The organism is Pedobacter sp. P26 (assembly GCF_050632135.1).
In the GTDB taxonomy this organism is placed as follows: Bacteria; Bacteroidota; Bacteroidia; order Sphingobacteriales; family Sphingobacteriaceae; genus Pedobacter.
Genome location: NZ_CP192574.1, coordinates 55,916 through 78,721 on the forward strand (window position 1 = coordinate 55,916; position 22,806 = coordinate 78,721).

Genomic DNA, 22,806 nt, shown 5'->3' on the forward strand with positions numbered 1-22,806 from the left:
TCTGAAGGTCAGGTTTTTATTTTTTTTATGATTTTTTATTAAATATTTGTTTGAAAAAGCTTTTTAACCCGAATATTAACGCTTAAATTAGGCGAATCATTAACTAAACCTATTCTTGACCATGAAAAAACTTTTACCGAGTTTGTTCATCTGTATGTTTTTTGCCTTGGCGGCATTGGCACAGGATCGAACTATCACCGGAACAGTTACGTCTTCAGAAGACAAACTGCCAATCCCTGGAGTAAGCATAAAAATTCAGGGAGCCACAGGGGGCACCTCAACCAGTGCTGACGGAAGGTTCTCCATTAAAGCCTCACCAGACGCTAAAATTATTGTATTTTCCTCAATCGGCTTTGCGACTCAATCCATACCCATTGGAAGTTCAAATGTAATCAATGCTGTCTTATCTTCAGATGCTAAGGCTTTGGATGAAGTTGTGGTAACTGCTTTGGGCCAGGTTAGGAGGAAAAATACCCTGTCTTATGCGGCGCAGCAGGTAAAGGGTGAAGAACTTACACAAACACGGTCATCAAACGCAGCGTCTGCGCTATCAGGCAAAGTATCTGGTTTGCAGATTATCCAAGGCAATGCAATTGGTGGATCAACCAATGTTGTAATTAGAGGAAATAAGTCTTTAACAGGGAATAATCAGGCATTATTTGTAGTGGATGGTGTTCCGGTTGACAATTCAAACAATAATTCTACTAACCAGAGAACAGGGAGGGGTGGTTATGATTATGGAAATGCGGCAGCAGATATCAATCCTGACGATATAGAATCGGTTAACGTGCTTAAGGGAGCTGCAGCAAGTGCCCTTTATGGTTCCAGAGGAGCAAATGGTGTAATTATGATTACTACAAAAAGCAGGAAGAGTAAAGGCATGGGGATTACGATTAATAGTGGTTTAACCGTCGGAACAATAGATAAATCAACTTTTCCGGAGTATCAAACGGAGTATGGTGCCGGGTATTCAAGTGGATATGAAAGTGGAGATGGCTTCTTATTGATTGATGTTCAGGGTAATGGTGTTAAGGAAAAGGTTGTTCCTACTTCTGAAGATGCATCTTACGGAGCTAAATTTGATCCAAACCTACTGGTGTATCAATGGGATGCCTTTGATCCATACTCTCCTAATTATAAGAAAAAAACACCGTGGGTTGCTGCCGCAAATAATCCATCAACATTTTATGAGACCGCAATTTCTAATAACAATAATATAATATTTGATGGTGCATCTGATAAAGGAACAATCAAGCTCGGCTATACCAGAAGTGATGACCGTGGAACGTTACCCAATAGTAAAATCATTAAAAATATATTGAATTTTGGCTCTACTTACCAAATTACCGATCGGTTAACTGCATCGGCACTTGCGAATTATTCAAAAGTTGAGGGTTTGGGTAGATATGGGTCAGGATATAGTGGGTTAAATGTGAACCAAAATTTTAGGCAATGGTATCAAACCAATGTTGATATGATGGCTCAAAAGGATGCTTACTTTAGGAATAAGCAAAAATGTTTCATGGAATTGGGCTGATCCTTCTACGCCTGCAGGCCTGGTACCTAAATATACTGATAATTATTATTGGACAAGGTACCAGAATTATGAAAATGATACCAGGAGCAGGATTTTTGGGAATGCGTCCTTAAATTATAAGGCAACTGACTGGCTAAATATTCTCGGACGTGTTTCTTTAGATAATTACAATGAATTTCAGGAAGAAAGGGTTGCCGTAGGAAGTCAGGGAGCAGCTTCTTATGCCCGCACGGACAGGTCGTTCAACGAAACAAATTTTGACCTTATTGCAAACTTTGATAAAAATGTAACGAAGGACCTGAATTTGAAAGCATTGCTTGGAGGTAATATCAGAAAGAGTTTGTTGAATAGCGTTTTTTCCACAACAAATGGTGGACTTATTGTGCCAGGGCTTTATAGTATTTCTAATTCTGTTGGTGCTGTAGCAGCCCCTATAGAAAACTATCAGCCTAAAGAAGTTGACGGATTTTTTGGTGGAGCCACACTGACCTATAATGAATCTTTAACATTAGAAGGTACTTTTAGAAGAGATAAATCTTCTACTTTGCCAGAAGGCGGAAATGCATATAACTATTATTCGGTTGCTGGCAGCTGGTTGTTTTCTAAGCAACTAAAGGATAAAGTTGACTGGATATCATCCGGAAAATTACGTGTCAACTATGCCACAGTTGGAAACGATGCCCCTTGGGGAAGTACCAAAAATGTTTATACCTCTCAAAATCTATTTGGATCAAGCATTTTATTTGCATATCCTTTTACTACAAATAATCCTTCATTAAAACCCGAAAAGACAGAAAGCAGCGAGATTGGTTTAGATATGGCATTTTTGGATAACCGCATCGGTTTTGATGCTTCATATTACCTGACAAAAACAAAAAATCAAATTATACCCGTTGCGGTTTCTGCTGCAACAGGTTTTACCAATACCTATGTTAATGCCGGTGTGATAAGAAATAATGGTGTCGAGGTTTCATTGTATGGTTCACCAATTAAAACACAAGATTTTTCCTGGAATATTAACATCAACTGGACAAAAAACAACAGTAAGGTCTTGGAATTGTATAATGATAGCAAAAACTTGCAGTTGGCTAGCTTTCAGGCAGGTATAAGTGTTAATGCTACTTTAGGTCAGCCGTATGGCACCATTCAGGGCAAAGATTATGTTTATAACGCAAACGGACAAAAAATTATTGGTGCAGATGGATATTATAAAATAACATCTAGTACAACTAACGTTATCGGCAATATTAACCCAAAATGGATTGGGGGTATTTATAATAGCTTTAAATACAAAAACGTATCCTTAGGATTTTTAATTGACGTCCGTTCCGGGGGCAATGTTTGGTCATTAGACCAATTTTATGCTACTTATACCGGTATTTTACCAAATACAGTTGGTTTAAACGATCTGGGTAATCCGGTAAGGAATCCGGTAACCAATAGTGGAAACAGCGGAGGTGTTATTTTGGATGGCGTAACAGAAGACGGTCAGGTTAATACTAAACGTGTCGTGATAGATGCCAATTCTCCTACCCTTCCGCAATCTGCATTTTCATACGATGCCAGTTATGTAAAATTAAGAGAAGCTACATTAACTTATTCTTTTCCTAAAGCCATGATTTCAAAATGGGGCCCCGTTAAAGGGATTGATCTTTCTGTTTTTGGAAGAAATTTATGGATTATACATAAAAATCTCCCTTATTCAGATCCGGAAGAGAATTTGTCTTCCGGAAATGCGCAGGGGATACAAAGTGGTGCATACCCAACAACCAGAACAATAGGGATTAATGCAAAGCTATCATTCTAATTAAATCGATAATAAAATGAAAAAATCAATCATATTTTTTGCAATGCTCGTTTCTTTCGCAGCTTGTAAAAAGAATATTACATCACTTAATATTGATACCAAAAGGCCATCGGAGGTTCCTGCTGCGACTTTGTTTTCATTCGCAACCAAATCTTACAGCGATGTTGTCACGAGTGCTAGTGTTAACAACAATGTTTTCAGATTCACTACAAGTCAATGGGCAATGGTAACGTATCAGGATGAAACCCAGTACGACTTCGGTACCAGAAATATTCCTCAAGCGTGGTGGACTACGATGTATAGAGAAGTGCTCCAAAATTTAACCGAATCATCAAACATCATAAAGGCTAACAGTACGTTAAACGCTGGTATAAAATCGAATCAACTGGCAATTATTGATATCATGCAGGTGTTGGCCTTTAGTACACTGGTTAATACTTTTGGCAACGTTCCTTATAGCCAGGCATTAGATCAACAAAATCTTTTTCCGAAATATGATGATGCGAAAACGATTTCGTTAGAGCTATTGAAAAGGCTAAATACTGACATTGCCCAACTCAATACCGCAAGTGCAGGGTTTTCTTCAAGTGAGGACCTTGTTTTTCAGGGTAATATTTCAAAATGGATAAAATTTGGTAATTCTTTGCGGATGCAACAAGCTTTAATTTTAGCTGATGCAGAGAATGCAATTGCCAAAGCTGCTGTCGAAGCATCAGATGCAGGTGCAATTTCTGCTGATGTGGATAATGCAGCATTTAAATATCTGGCAGGTGCACCAAACCAAAATCCACTTTTTGTTGATATTGTAACAGGTGGGCGTGGTGATTATGTGGGCGCAAAAGATTTGGTAGACAAATTGTTAGCGCTGGCAGACCCTCGTTTGCCACAGTATTTTGGTACCAATGCAAACGGTGCCTATGTTGGCGGTATAGTTGGGCAGGTAAATACGATATCTGCTGTTTCTAAACCTGGACCTAAGGTTTATGCTCCTGATGCGCAAACTTTGCTGATGGATTATGCAGAAACTGAATTTAACAGAGCAGAAGCTGCTGAAAGAGGATATGCTGTTAGCGGTAATGCAGAAACGCATTATAATAATGCGATTACGGCATCGATTTTATATTGGGGAGGTACTGCTACACAAGCATCCGCTTATCTGGCAAATCCACAGGTTTCCTATACAACGGCATCTGGTACATGGAGAGAAAAAATAGGGGTCCAAAAATGGATCGCTCTTTACAACAGGCCTTTTAATTGTTGGACAGAGTTAAGAAGATTGGATTTTCCAAAAATTACTGCACCAGTAGGAGCTAAATCTGGTTTTCCAAACAGACTTAGCTATCCAAGCAATGAACAGCAATTAAATGGCAGTAATTATAGTCAGGCTTCTGGTGCAATTGGAGGAGATGTTGTAACCACAAAATTATTCTGGGATAAATTTTAGAAATGAAATGACGTTTTGATAGTAGAAATGCACTTTTAAGAGGTTCTGTTATATTACCCCCGTTTTAGAAGCACTTTCTATAATTTAATTTATAAGAAGTTAAAGGGGCTGTCCGATCTTTTTGGGCAGCCCCTTATTTATTCGGGAGCCTGATGGAGAAAATTTTCCTGCAGCCGATTGCGGTTTTGGCTAAATTTTATTAGAGCCTCAAATTCTGATAACTGATTTACACTTATAATATAAAGCGTAGGTTCTTATAAATATATATGGATTAATCGTTAAAGACGATTTCGAAACCACAATGCCGGCTGGAATTTATCGGATCAATCTTGATTCAAGTCCCCCCTCTTCTTATGGCCAACGTAAAACCTGTTATAACTTAAAAACAGACCATAAGCTCTATGAGCCTTTGGTTAAAGGTTTGAATGCATGTTTAAATAAAATTACAAAAGTTCATTGCCGGTGCAGTGGGTACAAAAGCAAGAGAAGAGCTTAAAACTGGTCTCCTTATCGGTGTACAAGATTTCGGGCGTGGCCAAGTAGTTTATTTGGCTGATATCCTTTTTTAGAAACTCTTGGTAGAGAAAAACCTTATTCAGGAATATAATTTTTGTCAGTTTATTAAAACAGCACTTTAAAAATGAGCTGTAGTTAGTAATTTTTTAGTCAAATTTATGATTAGCAAAAAAGTTACGGTTAAGAAATAGGCCTTAAGGGGGCTTAGGGAGCTGCAAGTTAAAAAAGGTTAAAATAAATTTGCTTCAAGAATTAACTAACTCTAATTTAGTGCTTTATTTACACATTAACTAACCTATTTACTATGAAAAAACTTCTACAGAGTTTGTTCATTGTCCTGTTTTTCGCGGTGAGCGCAATGGCACAGGATCGAACAATCACAGGAACAGTTACGTCTTCAGAAGACAAGCTACCAATTCCTGGCGTAAGCGTAAAAATTCAGGGGACCGCTGGTGGTACCTCTACTGATGCGAATGGAAAGTTCTCCATCAAAGTTTCATCAAATGCCAAAACAATCGAGTTCTCATCAATTGGATTTGCAACTCAAACTCGCCCAATCGGAAGCTCGAGTGTGATTAATGCTGTTCTAGCTACTGATTCTAAAGCCTTAGGCGAGGTTGTGGTAACAGCGTTAGGAGTTAATAAGGCTACAAAAACCTTAGGGTATTCCCAGAGCACTTTTAAATCAGCTGAAGTTAATGCTTCTGCACCAGCAAGTTTATTTGGTGGTTTGCAGGGTAAGGTTGCAGGAGTAAACATTTCTAATACTTCTGGTGCACCGGGTGGATCAACCAAGGTTATTTTAAGGGGCTATTCTTCAATAACCGGCAGTAACCAGCCCTTGTATGTTGTGGATGGCGTGCCTTTGGATAACTCAACTGCAGGTTCCAATGACAATTATGATTTTGGTAACAATGCAAACGACATTGATCCTAACAACATCGAAAGCATCAGTATTTTAAAGGGTTCTGCAGCAACAGCATTATATGGTTCTCGCGGATCGAATGGTATTTTAATTGTAACCACTAAAAAAGGAGCTGCTGGTAAGTTGAAGGTAGACCTTTCTACCTCAACTACCTTAACTAATGTTGCCTCTATTTATAAGCCACAGGATCAGTTTGGGCAAGGTTGGGATGGTACTTATATTCCTTCTGAAAACGGTAACTGGGGCCCAAAATATGACGGACAGTTAAGGACCTGGGGTGCTATAGTTGATAACTCTCAGTTGTTGAAACCTTACTCTTTCATTAAAAACAATGTGAGGGATGCATTAACTACAGGTATCGAATTAAATAACAATATCGCATTAAGCGGAGGAAATGAGAATAGTACGGCTTATTTTTCTTATGGTAATATTTATAGCGATGGTTATCTTCCATCAGACAACGATTCTTACAAAAGAAATAATTTTACCTTAAAGGGATCAACCAAGTACGGAAATTTCACCGCTGATGCCTCTTTAAACTATGTTGGTAAAACCACTAAATTTATCAATCAAGGTGGTGGTGATTCAGGTATCGGATCTTCATTTTACGAAGAAATACTACAGATCCCCGGAGATATTCCGATTAAAGACTTTCAGGATTATAAAAACAAATTTTTTAATGTAGATAATTATTTTACCCCGTATGCAGAAAACCCTTATTATGCCCTTTACGAAAATGGAAGTAGGTACAAGAGTGATCGTTTGTATGGTAACATTAATTTAAATTATAAAGCAACAGATTGGTTAAGTTTTCAATTCCAGCAAGGTGCTGATGTTGATAATGCTATAAGCAAAATCTGGCATAATAAAAATGCACCAAGTGTAGGCAGTTATAATGCTGGCGGTAACATCGAGGGGTCTGCGAGAGCAAAGGATGCTGGTGATGTAGTCGAAGGATCTGTAAAAACTTTTGAATACGATACAAAATTTAATGCCTTATTTAATAAGGAATTAAATAGTCATTTCGATTTAGATGGTTTAATTGGGGTGAATTATAATGATCGTGGTTCAAGAATATTAAGCACCCGTATTGAAGATTTAGCGATACCAGGTTTTTATCAGATCAATAACTCTGCAAATAAACCAACATCAACCAATGCAGAATCTCACCGCCGTTTATTCGGTGCCTATGCCTCTGCAACCCTAGGTTATAACAAATATTTGTATTTAACCTTAACAGGAAGAAACGACTGGTCGTCAACACTTCCTCAGAGCAATAACAATTACTTCTACCCTGCTTCCAGTTTAGCTTTCATTGCTTCTCAGGCTATCGATTTAACTAAAACACCAATCAGCTTTTTAAAATTAAGAGCGAGTTACGGTGAAACAGGTAGTGATACCGATCCTTACCGTGTATTTAATACCGCTAACAGAACATCATCTCCGTTGGGTTTTGGAACCTTGACTTTCCCTCTTTTCGGGGTGGCGGGTTATTCGATTTCTAACCAGTTGAACAGCAATAATTTCAAGCCTGAGCGCGTTAAAGAGGTAGAGTTAGGTGCAGAGATCAGGTTCTTAAAAGACCGTATCGGCATTGATGCAACTTATTATAATAAATTACGAAAAGATCAGATTATTCCATTGCCTATCGATCCGGCAACAGGTTATTCTTCTTACATCGTAAACTTTGGTTCGGTTCGTAATAAGGGTATAGAACTTGCTGTAAATATCAAACCGATTAAAACAACAGATATAGACTGGACCTTAAATTATACCTTTACAAAAGAAAACAGTAAAGTAACCGAACTTCCGATCGGATTAGATAAAGTAGTTTTAAATTCGGCTTACGATGCACAATTTGTAGCCCGTGTTGGTCAGCCACTGGGTATTATTGAAGCTCCTACACGAACTTATAGCCCAAGTGGACAGGTAATTGTAGATAAAAACGGCTATCCTGTATACTCTTCTGAAAATGTAAGCTTTGGCACTACACTTCCTGATTTCGTAATGGGATTAAATAATCAGTTTCGTTATAAAGACTTTTCACTTTCATTTACCTTAGACTGGCATAAAGGTGGTGTGTTCTATTCTGGAACGGCTGATTTATTGAACTTCGTAGGTGCTGATGCAAAAACGACTTATAACGACCGCCGTCCTTTTATTGTTCCTAATTCGGTTCAGAAATTAGCAGATGGTACTTATGTAGAAAATACCGCTCCAATAACAGAAGCCAATACAGATGATTTCTATTACACCACATCAAACAAGGCCGATGCTTATGCCAACCGTATTTTAGACAGGTCTTTTCTAAAATTAAGAGAAGCTACTTTAAGTTATAATCTGCCTAAATCTATTGTGGGTAAAGTAGGTGCACAAAGAGCAAGTGTGTCTGTTTTTGGAAGAAATTTAATCACCTGGCTGGCTAAAACAAACAAGACCATCGATCCAGAGGTTTCTAACTTTGGAAATGATTTAGGAAGTGAATTTGGTGAGTTTAGAACTGCTCCTCCGGTTAGGTTCTTTGGCGCATCATTAAAAGTTTCATTTTAATCTCCCTCGTAATGAAAAATAATCATATAAAATATAAAGCGCTGATGTTATCAGCAATAGTGTTTCTTGCTTTTGGATGTAAGAAAACACTTGATATTAATGTAAGTCCAAATAACCCCCTAATTGAAACCACAACCCCTGAAGTATTATTTCCTTCGGCAGTGGCTTCTACAGCAGGACGTGTTGGTGGTGAACTTACTATTCTTGGCGGTATATGGTCGCAGTATTACACGCAGGCAAATGCATCAAACCAGTACAAAACCATTGATGCTTATGCGCTAACGCGTAACGATTTGAATGGCAGTTATAATGAACTGTTTTCTGGTGCTTTGGCCGATTATCAATTGGCTATAAATTTAGCTGTAGCCAGAAGTGATTGGCGTTATAATTTAATGGCCACGGTAATGAAAGCTTATACCTATCAGGTATTAGTAGATTTGTACGATAAAGTTCCGTACACGGAAGCATTAAAGGGCCTTGATAACCTGCAGCCAAAATTTGATGATGGTTATACCGTTTATGTAGGTTTGCTTGCTGAAATAAATGCAGCCCTGGCCAAAGATTATTTAAGCACTCCATTAAATAGCGACCAGATAAAAACAGATTTTCTTTTTGGTGGTGATATGGACCTTTGGACTAAATTTGCAAACACCCTGAAGTTGAAAATGTATTTGAGGATGGTTAATGCAAAACCTGCGGAAGCACAGGCCGGCATTACTAAACTGTATACTGATGGTGCAAACTTTTTAACTACCGGCGCAGGCATTGCTACATTTCAGGATGCACCTGATAACAGTAATCCTTTTTATGAATACAACGTTCGTCGTTTAAATACTACCACCAATTTAAGGGCAAGTAAAACCTTTACCAGCTGGTTGGTGGAAAACAGTGATCCAAGGGTTAATTATTATTTTGGAACAGCTAACCCGGTACCCATGAATCAAGGTGATTATACTGCTACTGCAATTGAACAGCCTACCTATGCAGGCGCAACCGTTTTTGCACAAACAGCAAAAGATCCGGTTTGGTTTATTTCTGCTGCAGAATCTTATTGGATGCAGGCCGAGGCTTTAGAACGTTATTTTGGAGGAACGGGTGCTGCGGCAATGTACCAAAATGGTGTTAAAGAAGCTTTTGCACAAGTTGGATTAGCTGTAGGAACAATTCCTGCTCCATATTTGGTGTATTCAACAGGTACTTTTGAGCAAAAATTAGAACAGATTGTTGTTCAGAAATGGGCCTCTTTTGCAGGCTCACATAGCCTGGAAGCCTTTTTTGAGCAGGAGCGTACCGGTTATCCTAGAATAAGTACTGTATATTCTACTGATGATAATTATTTGGCAGGTCAATGGGTATATTCAAAAAATGGTGTTACTGCTGGTTTGTTCCCTAAACGTTTGGTATTTCCTGCATCATCAAGAGATAGAAATAGCAACACGCCTGCAGAGGTGCCAATTACAACAAAAGTTTGGTGGGGTAAATAGTGTTTATAATTGATAAAGAGATGAAAAGATATTTAACAATAATCATATTGGGGGTTATAAGCATGACTTATAGCTCTTGCAAAAAAGAGTCCTTTGATTATCCGGAAGGTTATGTAGGTATTTCTAAAATAACGGTGTTCCCAATAATTACCATGAAAGGTGATAAATATGTAGCAGTAGCAAAAGGTGCAACCTATACTGATGCAGGCGCAACAGCTGCGGCAGGTGCAAGCAACATCGAAGTGAAAGTTACGGGATTACCAAATACAGCTAATGCAGGTGTATATTTAATTACCTATGCGGCTACAAATACCGATGGTTTTTCGGCCACAACAACCAGATCGGTTGTGGTTTACGATACTAAAGCCGATGCTTTAGCTAACGATTTTTCAGGGGATTATTTAAGAGCTGCTACAGGAGCCATTTCAAAATGGACCAAATTAGCACCTGGCGCCTACCTGGTGAATAATCCAGGCGGTGCACCAACTGGCACAGCCGTTAATGTAATTGCAATAAACCCTACAGGCAGCGTAATTGACATTCCACAACAAAATACCGATAGCGGTCCCTGGGGATCAAATACAGAAAGTAAAAATTTAGTTTCTGGCAATTATTCTTGGGCAGTAGAGAATCCAGGTTATGGTACGGCAGTTAGAACCTTTGTTAAACAATAATTATAAAATGATGAAAAAATATTTTTATATACTAACCCTTTTTGTACTAAGCATATCTGCTTGTAAAAAGGACGAACCTGTTGGTGGTACATCAGTACAAGATCTGTCTGGCGAATGGTGGGTGCAGATTGATGGTGAAGGTGATTATTATGGCATTTCTACCTATAATACAGCTGATAATTCATTAAGCCAAATGTGGTTAAATTTTACAAATTTAAAGGGTGATGCTGACAATACTGTTTTTGGTAAGGTGAGTGTAAATCTGGATAACAAAACCTTTACTGGACAAAAAGTTGTTAATGTAGGGACATATGAATATTCTACTCCTCCAACTTTCACAGTAACCAACGGAAAAGTAACGCCAAATGGAGCCGTAGGGCCATCATCTAAAGCAACAACTGATGCTATCGCATTGGATGTTGAATTTTCGGATGATCCAGGAACGGTTTATCACCTTAAGGGTTACCACCGCACCAAGTTTGTTGGAGACGATCATTAACTTTAACCCAACTAAATAATGGGTTATCATAAAACTGGATTTTTGGAAGACCTTCTTTAAATAACGTGTTATTATAGAGCTCGTTAATGAGCAATTTGTTAAAATCAAGAGGCTGTCGCTAAAAGGGCAGTCTCTTTTTTTGGTAATAGTTGTATATTTTACATAATATTGATTTTTTGGCACAGTTTTTTTAGATCCATATAATAATTTTTATGATCGTTAAAGGATAAATTCGGCTTATAAAGAGTTAAAATATTACTAATTAATCGAAAATTTTCGATGTTCTGTAGAAAATTTCCCCAAAACAGCCTTTTTAATAAGACAATATTATTGTCAAAACAAAGTCATTATATTGTGAATTTGTTAAATTTTGTTAAATTGTTTCTCAGCTCTATTATATTAGCAGCTTAATTAAATAATCATTAACTAATTTAAATTTCATGAAAAAACTTCTACAAAGTTTGTTCATACTTTTGTTTGTTGCATCTGCTGCAATGGCTCAAGACAGAACAATTACTGGTACGGTAACTTCTTCAGACGACAAGCTGCCGATACCTGGAGTAAGCGTAAAAGTAAAAGGTACCCAAGCAGGTACCATTACAGATGCTAATGGAAAGTATTCCATTAAAATTGCTACAGGTACAACAACATTAGAATTCTCTTATATAGGTTACATTGCGGAGACTAAAGCTGTTGGCACTTCAAATTCAATTAATGTAGTTTTGGTATCCGATTCGAAGGTACTAAGTGATGTTGTCGTGACGGCAAACTCCATTTCAAGAGATAAAAGAAGCTTAGGTTATTCTGCTCCAACTTTAAACAATACTGAATTAACTTCTGGTGGAAGCCCAAGTGCAATTAGTTCTCTAGCAGGTAAAGTGGCTGGTGTTAACGTTACTTCTACTTCGAATACTCCAGGAAGTTCGGCGAGAGTTGTACTACGAGGTGGGTCGTCTATTTCTGGATCTAACCAGGCGTTAATAGTGGTTGATGGGGTTCCTATTGATAACTCAAGTGTTATTGGTGGAGCTTCAGTATTGTCGAGTGTTGATTTTGGTAACCGTGGTAATGATTTAGCTGCTGATGATATCGAGTCTGTAACAGTGCTAAAAGGCCCTGCTGCCGCTGCACTTTATGGTTCTAGGGCATCCAATGGTGCTTTGATCATTACAACCAAAAAAGGATCAAAAGAAAAAGCAACCATCACTTTTACTACCTCTAATACTTTTTCAAACGTAGTTAAACTACCTGATCTTCAAAATGAGTATGGTCAAGGTTATTACGATGTTGTTGCTCCAGATGGAAAATCTGCTACGTTTGTAACCGATCTTAAAGAAAACGGAAGCTGGGGTGCTCCATTTACTGGAGTTGTTCAGGGATGGGGACAACAAATTGACGGTGTTAGATTAACAAAACCTTACTCTGCTCTTCCAAATAATGTCCGGGATTTCTTTGATACAGGCTTTGCAACAGATAATAGTGTCAGTATCTCTGGTGGTGGAAAAAGCACTACCTTCTATTTAGGCATTAATGCACTTAGTTCTGATGGAGTATTTCCAACCAACAAAGATAAATATAATAAATACGGCGTTAGATTTAATGGAACAGCTGATTTAGCTGACAAACTTACGGCTGGAATATCTTTCAATTATAATAGAATTGATGCTAATCAAGTTGGAGGTGGTCAAGGCGCTGCTTCTGTTTTTAATAATGTGTTACAAACTGCCAGGGATATTGATTTACCTGCATTAAGAGATTTAAATAATAAATATTATGGTTACGGTTATACCGATGCGGCAGGTATTCCACATCCTAATTCTTATGGATATTACGGAACTTACACTCAAAATCCATACTGGGTACTAGAAAATTTTGCAAACTACGATGATGTGAGCAGAGTTACAGGTAACTTTAATTTAAATTATAAACCATTAAAATGGCTGGATATTCAGGAAAGAGTTGGTATTGATACCTATTCGGACAGAAGAAGAACAATATCTCCTAAATATAGCTTTGTTGACATAGATCAAACTGCAGAATATGCAGGGAATAATACCAGAACCAATGTTGGTGCCTATCAAATAGATCAATATAATGTTACCGAATTGGTTCATGATTTTATGGTTACCGCTAAACATAAATTTAACGAGGATTTTGAGGGATCGTTAATGGTGGGTAATAACATCAGACAAAGAGGAACAAATACACTTAGTTCTGCTACCAACACATCTGGTGGTTTAGTAGTTCCAGGGTGGTACAATTTGTCAAACAGTAATGGGCCGATAAACATTATTGCAGATAATTTATCAAAAAGAAGACTAATTGGTCTTTATGCCGATTTGAACTTATCTTATAAAAATTTCTTGTTTTTAGAGGCTACAGCAAGAAATGACTGGTCTTCAACATTACCAAAAAGTAATAATTCATTCTTTTACCCAAGTGTAAGTGGCTCTTTCGTTTTTACCGAATTACTTAAAGACTCGCCTGTATCAAGTGTTTTAAACTATGGGAAATTAAGATCAAGCTGGGCTCAGGTGGGTAATGATACCGATCCTTATCAGTTGCTATCTACTTATGGAAAAACGACTATAAACGGTAGTTTTGGAAGCACGGTCTTTCCTTTTGGTAACGTTGCCGCCTTAACACCAGGTTCAACCTTAGGTAATGTAAATCTTAAGCCTGAAATTACCACAGCTTTTGAAATTGGTGCAGATTTAGGCTTCTTAAATAACAGGATCACGATAGATGCAAGTTATTACAAAAGCAATTCTAAAAATCAGATTTTGGCCATTCCGATTCCTAACTCAACAGGTTACGGATTCAGCGTAGTTAACGCGGGTGAAGTTCAAAATAAAGGTGTGGAGTTAAGCTTAAGAGGAACTGTATTAAAATCTGCTGATTTTGAGTGGGGTTTATACGGATCATTTACTAAAAACAACAACAAAGTAGTTTCACTAATGCCTGGGATTGATCAGTTTGTAGTGGGTGGATTCTCTGGAATGTCGATCGTTGCTGCGGTAGGTAAACCATACGGTGAGTTTTATGGTGTTACTACATTAAAAGATGATCAGGGAAGAACTGTTGTTGACAAAACAACAGGTATGCCGTTGAGTACTTCTAAAGCAGAATATCTGGGCAATTACAATCCTAAATATCAGGCTTCATGGGGTACTAGTATTAGGTATAAACAATTGTCTTTGAATGTCCTGTTTGATACTAAACAAGGTGGGAAATTCTATTCTAGAACAAGATCAACGTTAGCCTTTGTCGGTGCTTCCGCAGAAACCGGTGGAAATAGATTTGGAGAAATCTGGCCTAATTCTGTTTATCAGGACGCTTCCGGGGCATTCGTTCCAAATACAACTGTGGGTTATGTTAAACAAGATTATTATGGTGGTAGCTTACCAGCGGGCTTTGGTATAGTTGATGGCTCTTTCGTAAAATTACGTTCTGCTAGTCTTTCTTATGCCTTTAACAAAGCTCAGCTTAAACGCCTGCCATTCAGTTCTATAGCCGTAGGTCTTTATGGAAATAATTTATTTATGTGGACAGCTAGTGAGAATCAGTTTGCTGACCCAGAAATTAACTCAGCAGGTGCTGGAAATACTCAAGGATTTGACTTTACTGCGCAGCCATCGGTTCGTAATTATGGTATCAACCTTAAAGTTACATTTTAACAAATTAAAGTAGTTCAATATGAAAACGAAAATACAAAAATCAAAATATACGCTTTTGCTGATATTACTTGTTGGCATACTGAGTATATCAGGATGTAAGAAATTTTTGGATATCAATGCAAATCCAAATAACCCGGATACTGCGGAACCATCTTTATTGCTTCCAACTGTAGAGGCTGCAGTAGGGCAGATTGTTGGTAACAGTTTCCAGGTTTATGGAGGTATGTGGAGCCAATACTGGACACAGAGTCCAAACAGTTCACAGTATAAAACAATTGATCAATATAACCTGGCCAATACTGCATTTGACAGACCTTGGTTAACACTATATCGGAATGCATTAATTAACTGTAATCTGATTATCAACAGTAAAGGTTCAAGCTTAGAATACATGAAAGGCATGGCTTACATCCTTAAAGCTTATTCTTACCAGCTTACCACTGATGCTTTTGGCGATGTGCCGCTATCTCAGGCTTTAAATCCTAGCCTTTATGGTTCGCCAAAATATGATTCACAAGCGCTTGTGTATGATAGTATCTTCAATTATATCGATAAAGGTGTTGCTTTATTAAAGGTTTCATCAACTTCTCCAGGTGCACAAGATATTATTTTCCAAGGAGATATTCCAAGCTGGCAAGCGTTTGCCAACACGCTAAAACTTAGGGCATACCTTAGAATTGTAAAAGCTGATCCAGCAAAAGCTGAGGCAGGAATAAGAGCGTTATATGCTACCAATCCAACGTTTTTAGCTAAGGATGCAGCAATTAAATACTCTAGTATTGGTGGTAATGAAAATCCACTTTACAATGAAATGTTAGCTTTAGGTAAAGTTCAGAATTTAGTAGCCAGTTCAACTGCAGTAAATGCGTTTACCAGAAACTCCGATAAAAGGTTACCAAAGTTTTATGATCTGGTTGATGGACAAACCACTTTGAACTCTATAGTACAAGGTAGCTTTGCTGCATCTGGTGTTGCTAAAGTTGTTTCTATTCCCTCTACCTTAACTGGTGGTAACGCAGCGAACAGTGGCTCTGCAACTGCTCCTGTAAAATTGATTTCTGCATCTGAGTCAGCATTTTTGCAAGCAGAAGCAGTAGCTAGAAATTATGCAAGTGGTACGGTTTCTAATTTATTAACAACTGGAGTAAGAGCGAGTTTCGTTGCTACAGGATTGACAGCTAATGATGCTGACGCATATTTTGCAGCTGCACCAGATGGTCAGGCGGCACTAAGTGCAGCAACAACTTCTGAGGCTTTAGTGAAAGTTATTATTACCCAGAAATATTATGCAATGTGCGGAACACAAGGCTTTGAGGCTTGGTCAGAATATAGAAGAACAGGATACCCAGATTTTCTTATCACCTCTGTTGGTTCAAATATTGGCGCAGGTAGAACACCTTTAAGGTTGCTTTATTCAAGTGCAGAATCAACTTCAAATCTAAACTTCCCAGGAAATATTGTGATTTATACACCAGTTTGGTGGGATAAATAATTTCTATGGTTTGATATTGGAAATATCAATTTGGTCTTAAACGTCTAAATTAGAAATAAACATATAAATAGCAACCGGTTTGTTCCGGTTGCTATTTTTTTGCCCAGAACGGGCGCAAACTCTAGGGCAGAAGGCCTGAAAGCGCCTTGATCGAGGGGATGTTAACTTAAAGCAAGGGCGTGCTCCGTGAGTAGGAATCTGAGGGAAGCAGGGAATAAAAACTTGACCTATTAAACAGAAACATAATAAAAACCTGAGTTCGATTATTAAAATGCCTGTAACTGTTATTCATCAGGTAGTTTTTTATTTTGTTGCGGATGCCCTCAACAGGTGTACACCATCAATAAACAGGATTTCGAAAACTGATTAGATATGTGGCACTTGTCCGCAAAGCGTTTTCCAGATATTTTTTAGAAAACCTTCCCTCTTCAGAGGCCTTTGTCTTTCATTTTTTCCTCGGCTGATGACGAAATTCAAGATTTCTCCCCTGCCGTTGATGATCAGGTTAATCTAGATACAGTAGGCCAGCTCATTGTAGATTTTCCAACTTCTATAGTTCACTTAAATGCCTTTTTTGCCTTGATGCGATTGTTTTTGCAGATCCTGATCAGGGTAGAATCTATAAATGAGATTCCTGTGCATGAAACGGCAGAACAGGTTTTAAGGAACATGGCCAATGGTTGATAATTTGGAATGGCAGCATGATACCGATTACTCCGCTTTCAGTCATTAGGAGAATTTCTGCAGACCTTTTCTAAAATTAAGTTTTTTTGGTTTTGACGGAATTCTTGTGAAATTCATCAACTATAAAGTAAATATCAGTGAATTTAGCGTGTAATCGCGGCCTCTTTCTTGTTAATATTGGAAGGCCAGAAATTTAGATGTAAGCATTTGCCGCATCATTACAATGTTATCCTCAATTCATAGTCGAAGAGGTTATTATCAAAGAAATGTTTGCGCTATAAGATTTTTTTTAAGTGATTCTCTCTTTTAAATAAAGTTCTAATCTAATTGTATCTTTTTGGATGAATTTTTCCCTTTATTAATGAAGGCCATATCAGTTTATTGCGCTTAGATTGTGAATGGAAGTCAAAAACAAGCTTTTTGATTAGTTTTTATTAAAAAAAATAATTTTTCTTGCTTTTTGAGATTTGCATCTAGCTTTTCTAATTGCTATATTGTGTTATTAACCGAAACTAGACTAACTTTTATGAAAAACTCGTGTAGAGATTGTTCTTTCTATGCTATTTATTGCAACCGGAGCAGTATCAACATAGAATAAATAATGGGCACAAAATGTCTATAAGCCAATCCCAGGTAAATATCAAACTAAAAATGCAGCTTTCGAGAACCACATTAGTTGCAGGTAAGGTATACATGGCAGGATTACGCATTTTTTTCTAATAATCAGTTTGTTTAGCTCGATTTAATAAAAAATAAAATTTTTATTGTAAAATTTGTATTACAAAATACTAAATTCTATATTGTATTATTATTAACTAAACTAAACTTTTTTATGAAAAAACTTCTACAAAGTTTGTTCATATTGCTATTTATTGCCACCTCAGCAATAGCGCGAGACCGAACAATCACTGGAACAGTTACGGCTCAGGAAGATGGATTACCGCTCCCTGGCGTAAGTGTTAAAATTAAAGGTGCATCAGGCGGAACCACTACTGGTGCGGATGGTAGATATTCCCTTAAAGTCGCAAACAAAGCTACCACTCTAGAATTCTCCTATATTGGTTTCTTAAGTCAAACCAAAGCCATCGGCGGTAGTAATGTAATTAACATACAACTGCAAAGCGATTCTAAAACACTATCTGATGTAGTGGTAACAGGTTATACTACACAGTCAAAAAAGGATGTTACCGGATCAATAGCGAGTGTGAGCGGAGAAAAATTAAAAAACCAACCCGTACAGAGTTTCGAACAAGCGTTAGCTGGTAAGGCTGCGGGTGTGAATATTATTCAGCCAAACGGATTGCTAAATAATCCTCCGGTTTTTAGGGTGCGTGGAGTAAATTCCATCTCTTTAAGTTCTTATCCGCTAATTATTGTAGATGGTATTCCGGTATTCACGGGCGATCAATCAACAAATAGTGCCGCTGGAAATGCCTTAGGAGACATTAACCCTGCAGATATCGAATCGATTGATATCTTAAAAGATGCCGCATCATCAGCCATTTATGGTTCGAGGGCAGCCAATGGGGTTGTGGTAATCACAACTAAAAAAGGTAAACAAGGATCAACAAAGGTAAATTATGAGGGCTGGGTTGGTACATCCAAAGCACAGAATCTAAACCCTTTGTTAAATGCAGCCGAGTATGTACAAATTAAGAATGAGGCAAGAACTAACATTGGTTTAGCACCTGCATTCTTTTTGCAAACAAAAACGGATGGTACCCAGGTAGAAACCAACTGGTACGACTATGCTTACAGAACCGCGACCTCTCAAAATCATGCATTGAATTTTTCCGGAGCAACAGATAAAACATCTTATTTTGTTTCTTTAGGATACAGTAATCAGGAAGGTTTCATTATCAATAACTCATTTGAAAGAAAAAATGGACGTGTAAATCTTGATCATAAATTATTCAAAAATGTGACTATCGGTACCAACTTCTCGTATAGTAACACGTTGAACCGGGCGCCAAATACGGGGTCTCTTCCAGGTTCATCATTTAATACTGGTGGTTTAGGTCGATTAGCTATTGTACTTCCTCCAAACGTTTCACCATATAATGAAGATGGCTCATATAATGTTGCCGGTTCAGCCATAGGTTTAGGGGCAAACCTAATTGCATCAAATTATCCTAACGCAGCTGTTTTGGTAAATCTTGATAAAAATACCTCAGAAAGCGATCGATTAATTGCAAACGGGTATGTCTCTGTTCAGTTGTTAAAGGGTTTAACATTTAAAACCAATTATAGCATTGATAATTTAAAACTTGATAATAATGTTTTTGTAAACAGATTGCAGGGAGATGGATTTGCATACAATGGCGGCGCAACCAGTAATTATGTTAAAAATAGCCGATGGAACTGGTCGAATACTTTAAATTATTCCAATACTTTTGGCGATCATACTATTGGTGGTTTTATCGGTGCAGAAGATCAGTATACTAAGTCGTATGGTTATGGTGCAACACGCCAAAATGTTATCGATCCGTTCATTGAGGTTTATCAAGGATCGTTTGGGGCAATTACACCGGCTAATTTAATACAATTCGATAATGCTTTCCGTTCATTTTTCGGTAGTGTTAACTATGATTACAAAAAGAAATATTACATCACAGGGTCTTTCCGCCGTGATGGATACTCTGGTTTATCAGCAGGAAACAAATATGGTAACTTTGGCGGTGCTTCTGCCGGATGGGCCCTTTCAGAAGAATCTTTTTACAAAAATTCAGGGATCAGTAAAATTTTAACCCGCTTTAAAATTCGAGGTAGTTATGGCGAAGTTGGTAATATCAATATTGGTAATTATCCGGCATTGTTTTTATATAGTCCAGGGTTGTACGGTTCAGATGCAGCGTTGTCTTTTTCTCAAGCGGGAAATCCTAATTTAACCTGGGAAACCAGTAAAAAAGCTGATATTGGTGTGAACCTGGAGTTTTTAGGAGGCCGTTTCACACTAGATGTTGATTATTACCACAATAACATAGATAATCTAATTCAAAATGCCCCTCAGGCACCCTCGAAAGGGATACCAAACAATGCAATTACAACAAACGTAGGTAAAATGTATAACAAAGGGTTTGAATTTGCTGTTAATTCAAGAAACTTTGATACTGATAATTTTACGTGGTCTACTTCATTTACTTTCAGTACTCTGAAAAATGAGGTAACTGCATTAGGTAATAACGATGCCGATCTTTTTGGTGTAACCCAGTTGGAAACGGCTAATATTACCCGTGTCGGTTATCCAATTGGATCAATTTACACTGTACCAACCGCAGGTGTGGACCCAGCTACTGGTGAACGAATTTTTGTGAATAGATTTGGACAAAAATTAAGATTTAGCTTCCAGAGAGCAGCAGCAGCACGTTATCAATACTTAGAGGGGCCAAATGCAGGTACAAATGCGCCGGCAATTGATGCTGCTCTAGATGCAACGATAACTGGACAGGCTATTCCAAAATGGTTTGGTGGCTTAGATAATAACTTTCGTTATAAAGCTTTCGATTTAACTTTAGGTTTAACGTTCTCCGGAGGTAACAAGGTTTATTATGGCTCTTTAGCAGGGCTTCGCGATCAACGTTTCTGGAACAATGAAGCAGGTATGATGAACAGGTGGACTACGCCTGGTCAGATTACCGATATTCCTAGGGTTGTTTATGGGGATAATGTATCAAATGGTTCGGCCTTTGCACAGTCGCAGAATGTATTTTCTGGTAACTTCTTAAAAGTTCGTAATCTGGCAATAGGTTATACTTTGCCAAAATCACTTTTGAATAAATACGGGATTTCTAATGTAAGGGTTTATGCACAATCAAGTAATCTTTGGATTATTTCTGATTATCCAGGACCAGATCCCGAGGTTTCTGTTAACGGAAACTCTACGGCAGCTGGTAACAGTGGTAGTTTAGCGCCAGGGGTAGATCGAAACTCAGTTCCATCTGCAAGAACATTTACGTTTGGTATCAATGTTGGATTTTAAAAATAGACAGTCATGAAGATTAATATAAATAATAAAATAAAATACCTTTTTATAGCTGCGCCATTGCTGTTTACTACTTCGTGTAAAAAGGATTTCTTAAATACAGCTCCAAAAACCTCATTGCCAACTGAAGAGGCTTTTTCTAGCCCTGATCGTATCCTTTCTGAACTTCGTGGTGTTTATGCCGGAGTTAAGAGCGGTAACTTTTATGGCGGCCGCTACCTTATTTATAACGATATTAGGGGAGAAGATTTTATCGTAAACAAGCCAAATGGGGTAACCAATTTAGAAACATGGAGATTTAACGTAACGTCAAATACAAGCGAGGTTACAGGTTTATGGGGGGCGATGTATGCCGCTATTAATAGGGCAAATCTGGTAATGGAAGGGATTAATGCTAATGCAGCTTTACTTACTCCAGCAGTGGCAAAACAGTACATTGCTGAGGCTAAAGTAATGCGTGCGCTTTCTTACTACAGTTTATTGCAGCTTTATGCCAAACCTTACATTACAGATAATGGATCTAGTTTAGGTGTGCCATTAAGACTTAGGGCTGAAAAAGATTTAACTGGCAACGATTTAAAAAGAAGCACCGTAGCAGAGGTATATGCCCAAATTTTAAAAGATTTAGATGAAGCTGAACCAGACCTGGCTTTGACATTAGTTGCAACCAGAGCGTCTAGAAATACAGCAATTGCATTAAAAACCAGGGTATATCTATCAATGGGTAATTTGCCATTAGTTGTAACTGAAGCCAATAAAATTGTTAGTGCTACAGCTCCTTTTGTCGCATCAACCGGTGTAGCCAACAAATTAGAAACCAATATTGCAACGGTATTTGGTGGAAGTTATATTGGACCTGAAGCCCTTTTAACTTTTCCTATGTCTGATCTTGATGCACCTGGAACACAAAACCAATTGGCTTATTATTATAATATTGAAAGTGCCGGTGGTAATCAGGAATATTACTTGAATACTGCAGGGATATTTGGTAATGCTGCATTTGCCGCAGCATCAGTTGATGCCAGGAAGACACTTACCAGCGCAGTGGGCGCAAACACCTATTTAACTAAGTTTAAAAAACCATCGCCATATACTGATTACGTCCCGGTAATTAGATATGCAGAGGTATTACTAAACCTGGCGGAGGCGACCGTAGTTTCTGATCCGGTACGTTCTATTTCACTGTTAACAGCTGTTAGGCAACGTTCAAATCCAACATATGTGTTTCCTGCGACCGATTTATTACCTGCTAACTTAAAAAATACCATCCTTACCGAAAGAAGAATTGAGCTTTTGGGTGAAGGTTTCAGATCTCCGGATGTGATGAGGTTAGGTGCGGGTTTCGTAGCAAAAAGTGGTCCTCAAGGTACTGCTCCAGCTATTCCATTCAATACTGCTGGTTATATCTGGCCAATTTCTGCAACCGAGATTCAAAATAATAAGTTGGCCGTTCCCAATTAATTTAACTGTGAATTTTATTTACGACAAAAGCCAGCATAATGATGGCTTTTGTCGTAATATCATGTTCAGGATAC

The 22,806-nt window shown here is 37.9% G+C and carries 12 protein-coding genes; 11 read left to right on the plus strand and 1 reads right to left on the minus strand.

Annotated features, from left to right (window positions below; translation table 11 throughout):
- Positions 1–121 precede the first annotated feature (121 nt).
- From ACQ86H_RS00335 to ACQ86H_RS00375, 9 genes are all read left to right on the plus strand, one after another.
- Positions 122–1,537, plus strand: a complete 1,416-nt coding sequence (locus ACQ86H_RS00335) for a TonB-dependent receptor plug domain-containing protein (RefSeq protein WP_431293460.1) — start codon at positions 122–124, stop codon at positions 1,535–1,537.
- Positions 1,491–3,344: a TonB-dependent receptor domain-containing protein gene (locus tag ACQ86H_RS00340; RefSeq protein WP_431293461.1), complete on the plus strand. Its 1,854-nt coding sequence runs from the start codon at positions 1,491–1,493 to the stop codon at positions 3,342–3,344. Before ACQ86H_RS00335 ends, ACQ86H_RS00340 begins: the two co-directional genes overlap by 47 nt.
- A 16-nt stretch (positions 3,345–3,360) precedes the next feature.
- Complete coding sequence (locus ACQ86H_RS00345) at positions 3,361–4,788, plus strand: SusD/RagB family nutrient-binding outer membrane lipoprotein (protein ID WP_138819134.1); 1,428 nt, start codon at positions 3,361–3,363, stop codon at positions 4,786–4,788.
- Between the two features lie 820 nt (positions 4,789–5,608).
- The gene (locus tag ACQ86H_RS00350) at positions 5,609–8,779 is read left to right on the plus strand and encodes a SusC/RagA family TonB-linked outer membrane protein (protein WP_431293462.1); all 3,171 of its coding nucleotides are present in this window, start codon (positions 5,609–5,611) and stop codon (positions 8,777–8,779) included.
- Positions 8,780–8,790: 11 nt separating this feature from the next.
- Positions 8,791–10,263, plus strand: coding sequence for a SusD/RagB family nutrient-binding outer membrane lipoprotein (locus tag ACQ86H_RS00355; protein ID WP_431293463.1), 1,473 nt, complete (start codon positions 8,791–8,793; stop codon positions 10,261–10,263).
- Between the two features lie 20 nt (positions 10,264–10,283).
- The gene (locus ACQ86H_RS00360) at positions 10,284–10,937 is read left to right on the plus strand and encodes an immunoglobulin-like domain-containing protein (protein ID WP_431293464.1); all 654 of its coding nucleotides are present in this window, start codon (positions 10,284–10,286) and stop codon (positions 10,935–10,937) included.
- Positions 10,938–10,944: 7 nt separating this feature from the next.
- Positions 10,945–11,436 (plus strand): lipid-binding protein, encoded by a 492-nt coding sequence (locus ACQ86H_RS00365; protein WP_431293465.1) that lies wholly within the window; start codon positions 10,945–10,947, stop codon positions 11,434–11,436.
- Between the two features lie 440 nt (positions 11,437–11,876).
- Complete coding sequence (locus ACQ86H_RS00370) at positions 11,877–15,113, plus strand: SusC/RagA family TonB-linked outer membrane protein (protein WP_431293466.1); 3,237 nt, start codon at positions 11,877–11,879, stop codon at positions 15,111–15,113.
- Between the two features lie 19 nt (positions 15,114–15,132).
- Positions 15,133–16,605, plus strand: coding sequence for a SusD/RagB family nutrient-binding outer membrane lipoprotein (locus ACQ86H_RS00375; protein WP_431293467.1), 1,473 nt, complete (start codon positions 15,133–15,135; stop codon positions 16,603–16,605).
- A 557-nt stretch (positions 16,606–17,162) separates the two neighbouring features.
- Here ACQ86H_RS00375 and ACQ86H_RS00380 read toward each other — a convergent pair.
- Entirely contained in the window at positions 17,163–17,276 is a 114-nt protein-coding gene (locus ACQ86H_RS00380; RefSeq protein ID WP_431293468.1) for a transposase, read from the minus strand.
- An 845-nt stretch (positions 17,277–18,121) separates the two neighbouring features.
- On the opposite strand from ACQ86H_RS00380, the gene ACQ86H_RS00385 reads away from it, so the two are divergent.
- On the plus strand, positions 18,122–21,268 hold the full coding sequence (locus ACQ86H_RS00385; RefSeq protein ID WP_431293469.1) for a SusC/RagA family TonB-linked outer membrane protein: 3,147 nt from the start codon (positions 18,122–18,124) through the stop codon (positions 21,266–21,268).
- A 12-nt stretch (positions 21,269–21,280) separates the two neighbouring features.
- Entirely contained in the window at positions 21,281–22,732 is a 1,452-nt protein-coding gene (locus tag ACQ86H_RS00390) for a RagB/SusD family nutrient uptake outer membrane protein (RefSeq protein WP_138819125.1), read from the plus strand.
- Positions 22,733–22,806 lie beyond the last annotated feature (74 nt).